General features: G+C 47.8%; 7 protein-coding genes. 3 read left to right on the top strand and 4 right to left on the bottom strand.

From position 1 onward, the window contains the following. Positions 1-148: 148 nt before the first annotated feature. The 4 genes from ACR0QN_RS08690 to ACR0QN_RS08675 form a co-directional block, all read right to left on the bottom strand. Positions 149-2137, bottom strand: a complete 1989-nt coding sequence (locus ACR0QN_RS08690) for a vWA domain-containing protein (RefSeq protein WP_432650814.1) — start codon at positions 2135-2137, stop codon at positions 149-151. 166 nt (positions 2138-2303) lie between these two features. Beyond that, positions 2304-3077 carry a sulfite exporter TauE/SafE family protein gene (locus tag ACR0QN_RS08685; protein ID WP_432650813.1) on the bottom strand — a complete coding sequence of 258 codons (774 nt, stop codon included), beginning with the start codon at positions 3075-3077 and terminating at the stop codon, positions 2304-2306. An 8-nt stretch (positions 3078-3085) separates the two neighbouring features. Continuing rightward, positions 3086-3490, bottom strand: a complete 405-nt coding sequence (locus ACR0QN_RS08680) for a hypothetical protein (RefSeq protein ID WP_432650812.1) — start codon at positions 3488-3490, stop codon at positions 3086-3088. A 27-nt stretch (positions 3491-3517) separates the two neighbouring features. Further along, positions 3518-4216, bottom strand: a complete 699-nt coding sequence (locus tag ACR0QN_RS08675; protein ID WP_432650811.1) for a DnaJ domain-containing protein — start codon at positions 4214-4216, stop codon at positions 3518-3520. A gap of 308 nt (positions 4217-4524) precedes the next feature. On the opposite strand from ACR0QN_RS08675, the gene ACR0QN_RS08670 reads away from it, so the two are divergent. The 3 genes from ACR0QN_RS08670 to ACR0QN_RS08660 all read left to right on the top strand — a co-directional run bounded on the left by ACR0QN_RS08670 (position 4525) and on the right by ACR0QN_RS08660 (position 8963). Next, positions 4525-5880 (top strand): MATE family efflux transporter, encoded by a 1356-nt coding sequence (locus ACR0QN_RS08670; RefSeq protein ID WP_432650810.1) that lies wholly within the window; start codon positions 4525-4527, stop codon positions 5878-5880. Positions 5881-6173: 293 nt separating this feature from the next. Further along, on the top strand, positions 6174-8642 hold the full coding sequence (locus ACR0QN_RS08665; protein WP_432650809.1) for a GH36-type glycosyl hydrolase domain-containing protein: 2469 nt from the start codon (positions 6174-6176) through the stop codon (positions 8640-8642). Positions 8643-8681: 39 nt separating this feature from the next. Next, positions 8682-8963, top strand: coding sequence for a hypothetical protein (locus ACR0QN_RS08660; protein ID WP_432650808.1), 282 nt, complete (start codon positions 8682-8684; stop codon positions 8961-8963). The last annotated feature ends 82 nt before the right edge of the window (positions 8964-9045 follow it).

The raw sequence follows: 9045 nt of genomic DNA, 5'->3' as shown, positions 1-9045 counted from the left end.
CCGCCCCCTTGACCCCTGCCACCTTTGAAAAGGTGGACGAAACTTTTACTATGACCTTGTTTGTGCAATTTTTTTTATAATAGCACTTTATCGACAAGCTGAACTGAGCCGCTGAACATTGCAGCGGCTCAGTTTTTATCTTATATTATCATTCAAGTTCAGAATAGTACTGTATATAGTGTTCTATCAGCGTATCAAAGCTCTGTGCGCCGGAGCTTTTCAGTCCGGATAAAAGCTTTCTTGCATTGTCGGGATGCGAACTGCCCTTGTATTCACTGTCTTTGAGGTACATTCCGAACATCGCTGCAGCACCTGCAAGCTTCATTCTGCTGCTTGGAGTGTAGTGTACAAAGCTGTCGTCAACTGCTGCGGAAACAAGCTTTGACTTGCTGCCGTCAGGCTCCTTATAGCGTATTTTTACGGTGCACCATTCCTTTGAGCCTGTGGACTTCTGATATTTAAGGCTGCTCTCAGCTCCCGTGTCCGCAGGGATAATCTCGTAAAGCACCGTTATGCTCTGACCTGCGCCGACCTCGCCGCCGTCCTTGACGTCATTGTCAAAATCCTCGTTGCCAAGGCGCCTGTTGTCATATCCTATAAGACGATAAGACTTTACTTTTTCGGGATTGAACTCAGCTTGAATTTTAACGTCCTTTGCGGCTGTGATGATATTCTCGGTGCGCTCTTCGATGAGCACCTTCGCAGCTTCGTCGGAGCAGTCGATGTAGTGATAGCTGCCGTTGCCGTTGTCTGCAAGAGTTTCCATCTTGTTGTCCTTGATGTTTCCCTTGCCGTAGCCTAAAACGGTAAAGAATACGCCGCTTTCACGTTTTTTCTCAATAAGCTTTTTAAGCTCTCCCTCGTCGGAAATGCCCACGTTAAGATCGCCGTCGGTGCAGAGGATAATGCGGTTGTTGCCGCCCTCGATAAAGTATTTCTCGGCTATTTCATATGCCGCATTTATACCACTTTCGCCGTTGGTGCAGCCGCCCGCTTCCATACAGGAGGAAAGGTCGGTTATTGCATTGATACAGCCTGCGTTTGCTCCTGCAAGCACCACCTTTTCCTCGCCCGAATAGGTTACAATGGATATGGTATCATCTGCGCTCATATTTTCGGTAAGCATTTCAATGGACTCCTTTACCAGCGGCAGCTTATCCTTGTTATCCATCGAGCCGCTAACGTCTACAAGAAATACAAGATTTGAATTTGGCGTTTCCTCGGGAGCATAAGCTTCGATGCCCAGCTGAAGAAGCTTTGCGTCCTTGTTCCAGGGACAGTCTGCTATCTCGGAATAAACGGAAAATGTGTCAAGCTTGCGGGTGTATTTCGTGTCCGTATCGTATCCGTAATCGAAATAGTTTATCATTTCCTCGATACGCACAGCGTCCTCGGGAATTGTGCTTCTGTCGTTTATGAGTCTGCGGATATTTGCATAGGAGGCGGTGTCCACGTCTGCGGCAAAGGTGGAGACGGGGTCGGTGGAGGCATTTTTAAATCCGCATTCCTCGGAGTGGGAATATTCTTCGGTGTTGTAGTCTGCCGTCGGATAATAGCCTCCCTTCACCGATGTGCTTACTGCAGGAGCGGCAGGCTCGAGGGCATAGTCATATTCTGCTTCCTCAAGCACTTCTTCCTCGTATTCATAATCAACACCCTCTCCCGCATCAGCGGCATAATAGGGAGTGGGACGATTTGCACGGTATTTCAGGGTTATCTTGTTTGACGTCCTGCTGACTATCTTTTGGTCGGTATCGTCGTAGGAAACGGCTCTTATACAGTAGGAAGTGGTTATGGAATAGGTGGTGAAAAACTCCGTGTCATAGGTCGCACCTATCTTTTCATAGCTTTTCTTGTCTGAGGGCTTTGCGTAAACGTAGTAGAGAAGAGCGTTGTCCACAGGCTCCCATTTAAGGGTGCGGCTCTCCACAGAGGAATAGTAATAGTCCTCTCTGCTCTCTGCGGTGAGCTTGGGTCTGGTTTTCTTGAATTTGAGTATTGCGCTTTCGTCATTTTTGCTTGAGAAAAGGGTGGGGAGATCGTCTGTGTCGATCTGTGAACGTGCTTCTGCGGGAAATGCTCCTGCGCAGCTTATTGCCATTGCCGCTGCAAGTATTGCCGAGATCTTCTTTTTCATATGCATTATCCTTTCTGTGATGTATTTGAACGTTCTGTATGATATACAATTTTGAAAAGGAAAATTTTTCAAGTAAATTTATATTTTGTAGAAGTGTACAATCCAAGTGAATAATATTTGTCTTATATATACAAAAAGCTCCCTCCATTTCGGAGAGAGCCAAAAATTATTTTATAAAAATATTGACTGCCATTATGGAAAGACCCAGCACCGCAAGCACCACTCCCGTAACACGGTTAAGTACCTCGGGAGAAGCCTTGTTAGCGAATTTGGCGGCGATACGTGCCCATATAAGCGTAAACACCACGCAAAGGACAAGCACCGTCATATCGGGCATACCGCCTATGACCATATGTGCGGCGGCACCTGTAAAAGCGGTGAACGCCATTATGAAAACACTGGTACCCACAGCAGTTTTAAGCTCGTAGCCAAGCACGCTTGTGAGGATAAGGAGCATCATCATTCCGCCGCCTGCGCCGATAAATCCGCAGATAAAGCCTATCATACTGCCGCACACAAGGGACTGTATCACACGCTTTTTCCCAGAAACGCTGTTCATAGTTTCTTTTGTGGTCATAACGGGCTTAACGATAAATTTTATTCCGAGAAGAAATGTCATAAACACCGAAAAGCTGCCCATCGTCCTGTTCGGAACAAGCTTTGCAACATAACTTCCCACCATAGTGAACACAAGTACGGCACCCATCATAATAATGCCGTTTCTTATGTCAAGATTTTTGTTTTTGCCATAGGTGTATGCTGAAACTGCGCTTGCAAGCACGTCAGAAGCCAGAGCCACGCCTACCGCCTCATAGGCTGGGATATCAAGGAATGTGACCAGCATAGGCGTTATGACCGCCGCTGCGCTCATTCCCGCAAAGCCTGTTCCCAGACCTGCTCCCAGACCTGCAAGGAGACAGACGATAATTGTTGTAAGCATTTAAAGGTTCACCTGATCTTTACCGTGATTTTTTCGCCGCATTTGGGGCATACGGCTGTGTGTGTGCCCGAACGTTTCGGCAGTCTCAGATATGCCTTGCAGTGTCTGCATTTTTTATAGCAGTGCTCCTTGTCGGTGAGCATTGTCTTTGTCATACCGAATTTCTTTACGACCTTTTCCTCAAGCCGCAGATATGCCTGATTTTCCTGACTCCGCTTATATACGTTCTTTGAAAAACAGCGGAACATCGTCCATATGAACAGCGCCCAGCTTATCACGCTGAGAATAACGGAATGTACAAAAATATTTATGACCGCAAGCACCATAAATACGGCAACGGACGCCCTGTAAAGCTTGTCGGGACCGTTTCTGCCGTACATAAAGGCTATGAATTTGTTCCTGAATTTTTCCATAATAAAGACCTCGGTTCAAAAATTAAGTTACATTAAAAACAGAAAGCCGAAAATAGAAAGGACCATTCTTACAATAAATGTAAGCACAAGCAGCATAGTGACCGCCGAAAGAATGGAGGGGAGTATTCTTTGACGTTTAAGAGCCTTGTCATACCGCCTGTGATATTCGGCGGAAAGCTCCGCATAATCGGGGTCGGAGGGGTCTGAGCGCCTTGCTTCATCGGCATAGCGCACAGCGTCCGCATACTCTCCCGAGGCGCTGCTAACCTGAGCTGCATAGTAATACCATTTTCCGCCCCTCATAACTATCCTGTTGAGCAGGGAAGCGGCGGCGGAAAGGTCGCCTTCCGCAATATAGCGGCTCACCTTTTCGTATATCTCGCCTTCGTTCATCTGTGAAGCCGCCGTGCCGAAGCCGAATGCGCCGAAGAACGAATTGAGAAAATCGTCCATATCACCGTAGGTGTATGTGGTCCCGCCCGTGCTGTAGCCCCCGGATGAGTAGGACTGACCGCCCGAATAGGACTGTCCGCCACGGTATGCGTCAGCCTCACCCGACTTTATCATCTCGTAGGCTTCATTTATCTCGCTCATTTTGCGGGCAGCTTCGGGGTCGTTGGGGTGCAGGTCGGGGTGATACTGCTTTACAAGGCTGCGGTATTTCTTCTTGATCTCGTCCTCGCTTGCTCCTCGCTCTATTCCAAGCACCTTATAGGGATCGCTCATAATCCTTATTCCATCCTTAACCTTAAAAAGTATATTAAACCGGTAAATTTTTCTCTTGCTTTATTGTAGCATATTCCCGGTTTGCCGTCAATGATTTTAACCTAATTTTCATTTAACTGTCACCGCAGGCTCAGCTTTTTAATCTGCCCGTAATGTTTTGAATAATATTTTTTCATCGGCGGTAATTTTTATACCCTGCATTAAGTCATAATGTCGTTTAATATAAAGACACATAAATATAATATTTACTTAATGAAAATGTGGTAAAATAAAATTTATATGACTATCTATATACGGAGGTTATCACTTTGAACAGCAAAGCGGCAGATATTTTTGAAAATGCACCCGTTCCCAAGGCGGTAATGCTGAATGTTATCCCGTCCATAATCAGTATGCTTATGGTGCTTGTCTATAATCTTGCGGACACCTTTTTCATCGGTCAGACCAAGAATGCTTATATGGTGGCGGCAGTTTCCCTTGCCACACCTGCGTTCCTGCTTTTTATGGCGGTGGGAATGTTATTCGGCATAGGCGGAACGTCCCTTATCTCAAGACTTTTGGGCGAGGGCAAGAAGGAAAAGGCTATGCACGCCTGCTCCTTCTGTTTCTGGACATCGGCGGCTGCGGGAGTTTTCGGAATGCTCCTTATAAACCTTGCGGCAGAGCCTGTGGCAAGGATAGTGGGAGCAAGCTCGGACACCTTTGATTATGTGGTGGAGTACCTTAAAATAGTTTCCTACGGCATACCTTTTCTTGTTATCGGCAATGCATTCAGCTCAATTATCCGTGCGGAGGGCAAGGCAGGCACGGCTATGGCAGGAATGATAATCGGAAATCTTGCCAACATCATTCTCGACCCCATAATGATACTTGGACTTCATATGAACGTGGGCGGAGCGGCGGCTGCCACCACCATAGGAAACGTCCTCAGCGCATTGTTTTACATATTCCACTTTGTTAGCGGAAGATCAATGCTCACCATTGACCCTAAGCTTTACAAGGCAGGGGAGGGGATAGCGTCGGGAGTGCTTGCTATCGGCGTGCCTGCGTCTCTCAACAGTATGCTTATGAGCATCTCGAATGTTGTCATAAACAACCTTATGACAAATCACGGGGATATGGCTGTGGCAGGTCTCGGCGTGGCGATGAAGGTAAATATGATAGCCGTAATGCTCCTTATCGGTCTGGGTACGGGTGTACAGCCTCTGCTCGGCTATAATTTCGGTGCGGGAAACAGAGAAAGGTTCAAGAGCATACTGAAATTTTCACTTGTTTTTGCGGTCTCCCTCAGCGTGGTGATGACGGTCATATGCTACGTATTTGCAGGTCCTATGGTAAGCGCATTCCTCGATGAGCCAAGCGCATATGACTATGGAATGCAGTTTGCCCGTATCTATATCATCTCGGGACCCATTTTAGGTGTGCTTTTCGTTATGATAAACACCATTCAGGCAATGGGAGCGGCTGTTCCCTCACTTATCCTTTCCATAAGCCGTCAGGGACTGCTTTTTATGCCTGTGCTGTTTACATTCAACGCCGTTTTCGGCACGGCACGTTCCCTTGCGTTTGCTCAGCCTGTGACGGATTATCTTGCGGCGGCGCTTTCGGTGGTGCTGGCGGTGCTTTCCTTCAAGAAATATTTCAGGGACAGAAAAGCGGAATAATACGTATCTGCGTGTGTTATATGTGCGGCATATCGGGGATTTGTTTTTCCCGATATGCCGCTTTTTCATTTTGTACCAAATGCACAAAAAACGTTTAAATAATTTGTTATGCACAAATGACACATTACAGTTGAATTAAAACGTTTAATATGGTAAAATAATATAAGCAATATGCACAGCGCTGCAGAAAACATAGGAATTTTATCGGAGAGGAAGCTTTTTTGCGGCGAAATCGGCATAATACACCCCGAAAACGGGTGGGCTTCAAAAATTAAGAAAATGAGGTATGTTCAATGAAATTCGGTTTCTTTGATGACGCTAACAAGGAGTATGTCATTACATCTCCAAAGACCCCTTATCCCTGGATAAACTATCTCGGCACACAGGACTTTTTCAGCCTTATCTCCAACACAGCAGGCGGCTACAGCTTCTATAAGGACGCCCGTCTTGCAAGAATTACCCGTTACCGCTACAACAACGTTCCCGCAGACGCAGGCGGACGCTATTTCTACATAAACGACAACGGCACCGTGTGGAATCCCGGCTGGTCTCCCGTAAAGACCGAGCTTGATGAGTATGTATGCCGCCACGGTATGGGATATACTGTCATCAAGGGCAAAAAGAACGGCCTTTCCGCAGAGGTAACATTCTTCGTTCCTCAGAATTTCACAGGCGAGGTACAGAAGGTAGTTCTCAAAAACGAGAGCAATGAAAAGAAGTCCTTCAAGCTCTTCTCCTTTGTTGAGTGGTGCCTCTGGGACGCTCAGGACGACTGCTCTAACTTCCAGAGAAACTTTAACACAGGCGAGGTGGAGATAGAGGGCAGCACCATATACCACAAGACCGAGTACAAGGAAAGAAGAAACCACTTTGCTTTCTACACCGTAAACGAGCCTATCGACGGCTTCGATACCGACAGAGAGACCTTTATGGGCAGCATTTACAACGATTTTGCCGACCCCGAGACCGTTTTCTCCGGCGAGCCTAAGAACTCCGTTGCAGACGGCTGGTCTCCCGTTGCTTCCCACTTCAAGAAAATCACCCTCGAGGCAGGCGAGACAAAGACTCTCGTTTATGTTCTGGGCTATGTTGAAAATCCCTATGAGGAGAAGTTCAACGCCGACGGCTCTATGAACAAGTCAAGAGCGTATGAGATGATGAAGAAGTTCGACACAGCAGAAAAGGCTGACGCTGCTCTTGCAGAGCTGAAAGAGACCTGGGACGCTCTCCTTTCCAAGTACACCATTTCTTCTCCAGACGAGAAGCTCAACAGACAGGTAAATATCTGGAACCAGTACCAGTGTATGGTAACATTCAACCTTTCCCGTTCCGCATCTTACTTTGAGAGCGGTATCGGACGTGGTATGGGCTTCCGTGACTCCAACCAGGATATTCTGGGCTTTGTTCATCAGATACCCGAGAGAGCAAGAGAGAGAATTCTCGATATTGCCGCTACTCAGCTTGAGGACGGCGGAAACTATCATCAGTATCAGCCCCTTACCAAGAAGGGCAACGACGCCGCAGGCACAAACTTCAACGACGATCCTCTGTGGATGATACTTTCCACAGCCGCATACATCAAGGAGACAGGCGATTACGGCATACTTAACGAAATGGTGGACTACAAGAACGACCCCGCTCTTGCACAGCCCCTGCTTGACCACCTGAAGAGAAGCTTCTATCACGTTGTAAACAACAAGGGTTCTCACGGTCTGCCTCTTATCGGACGTGCCGACTGGAACGACTGTCTTAACCTTAACTGCTTCTCACGTGTTCCCGGCGAGAGCTTCCAGAACACCGCAAGCAACATTGCCAAGGAAGTTGACCCCGAGACAGGCGCACCTCTCAACGAGCAGACTGCCGAGTCCGTAATGATCGCAGGTATGTTTACCTACATCGGACCCGAGTATGTTGAGCTTTGCCGCAGAATGGGCGACAATGCCGAGGCTGACAAGGCTCAGGCTGAGATAGACAAGATGAAGCAGGCTATCATCGACTACGGCTGGGACGGCGAGTGGTTCCTCCGTGCATATGACGCATACGGCAAGAAGGTGGGCTCTCACGAGAACGAAGAGGGCAAGATCTTCATCGAACCCCAGGGCTTCTGCATTATGTCCGATATCGGCGGCAAGGAGTTTACAGAAAAGACTATGGCAAGCATCGAGAAGTATCTCGGCACAGAGCACGGTCTTGTTCTCAACAACCCCGCATTTACAAAATATATCGTTGAGTACGGCGAGATCTCCACATATCCCGGCGGATACAAGGAGAACGCAGGTATCTTCTGCCACAACAATGCTTGGATAATGTGCGCTGCCGCATACGCAGGTATGGGCGACGTGGCATTTGACTACTACACAAGAATTGCTCCCGCATATCAGGAGGACGAGAAGCTCCACCGCACCGAGCCTTATGTATACGCTCAGATGATCGCAGGTAAGGACGCAAAGCGTTTCGGAGAGGCTAAGAACAGCTGGCTCACAGGTACTGCTGCCTGGAACTTTGTGGCTATTTCCCAGTATATCCTCGGTGTCATTCCCGATTACAGCGGTCTGAAGATCGACCCCTCCATTCCCAAGGCGTGGGACGGCTACACCGTTACCCGTCAGTTCAGAGGTGCAACCTTTAACATTAAGGTCGAGAACCCCGACCACATTTCCAAGGGCATCAAGTCTCTTACCGTTGACGGAAAGGCTGTTGACGGCAACATCATCACCGATATTACAGGCGGCGTTCACGAAGTCGTTGCTGTAATGGGCTGATGGATTTATTTCCATAAAAAAACAAGCCCCTGCGGACATATGCCCGCAGGGGCGTTTTTATTTGGCTGTCAAGCCTTGGCTGATATTAAATCAGCAGCCGGGGTTGCAGATACCGCTGCCGTTGCCGCAGCAGAAGAAGAGAACGAGAAGGATGATGATAATCCAGCAGCAGTTGCCTCCGCCAAATCCACAGTTGCAGTTCATAAAAAAACGCTCCTTTATAAAATGTATTTGAGCCTTGCCCTTCGGGCTGCTCAGAAGGCTTTTGCCAGACAACGGTTTTCGCTGTCAGGTCTTTTCCGCTTTGTCTTGCCTTCATAGTTCATATTATGCTGCGGCGGAGAAATGGTGCAGAAATTTTTGAAAAGAAAAACGCCCTCCGCATACCGTCTGCGGAAGGCGT

It is taken from the genome of Huintestinicola sp., assembly GCF_050874005.1.
GTDB lineage: Bacteria > Bacillota > Clostridia > Oscillospirales > Ruminococcaceae > Huintestinicola.
The sequence above is the reverse complement of the archived record's forward strand: the minus strand, read 5'-3'. Positions and strand labels throughout refer to the sequence as shown.

Bases quoted from the DNA above. Each gene is read 5' to 3' on its own strand.
- ACR0QN_RS08690 (WP_432650814.1), bottom strand. From the start codon at position 2,137: ATGAAAAAGAAGATCTCGGCAATACTTGCAGCGGCAATGGCAATAAGC.
- ACR0QN_RS08685 (WP_432650813.1), bottom strand. From the start codon at position 3,077: ATGCTTACAACAATTATCGTCTGTCTCCTTGCAGGTCTGGGAGCAGGT.
- ACR0QN_RS08680 (WP_432650812.1), bottom strand. From the start codon at position 3,490: ATGGAAAAATTCAGGAACAAATTCATAGCCTTTATGTACGGCAGAAAC.
- ACR0QN_RS08675 (WP_432650811.1), bottom strand. From the start codon at position 4,216: ATGAGCGATCCCTATAAGGTGCTTGGAATAGAGCGAGGAGCAAGCGAG.
- ACR0QN_RS08665 (WP_432650809.1), top strand. From the start codon at position 6,174: ATGAAATTCGGTTTCTTTGATGACGCTAACAAGGAGTATGTCATTACA.
- ACR0QN_RS08660 (WP_432650808.1), top strand. From the start codon at position 8,682: ATGCCCGCAGGGGCGTTTTTATTTGGCTGTCAAGCCTTGGCTGATATT.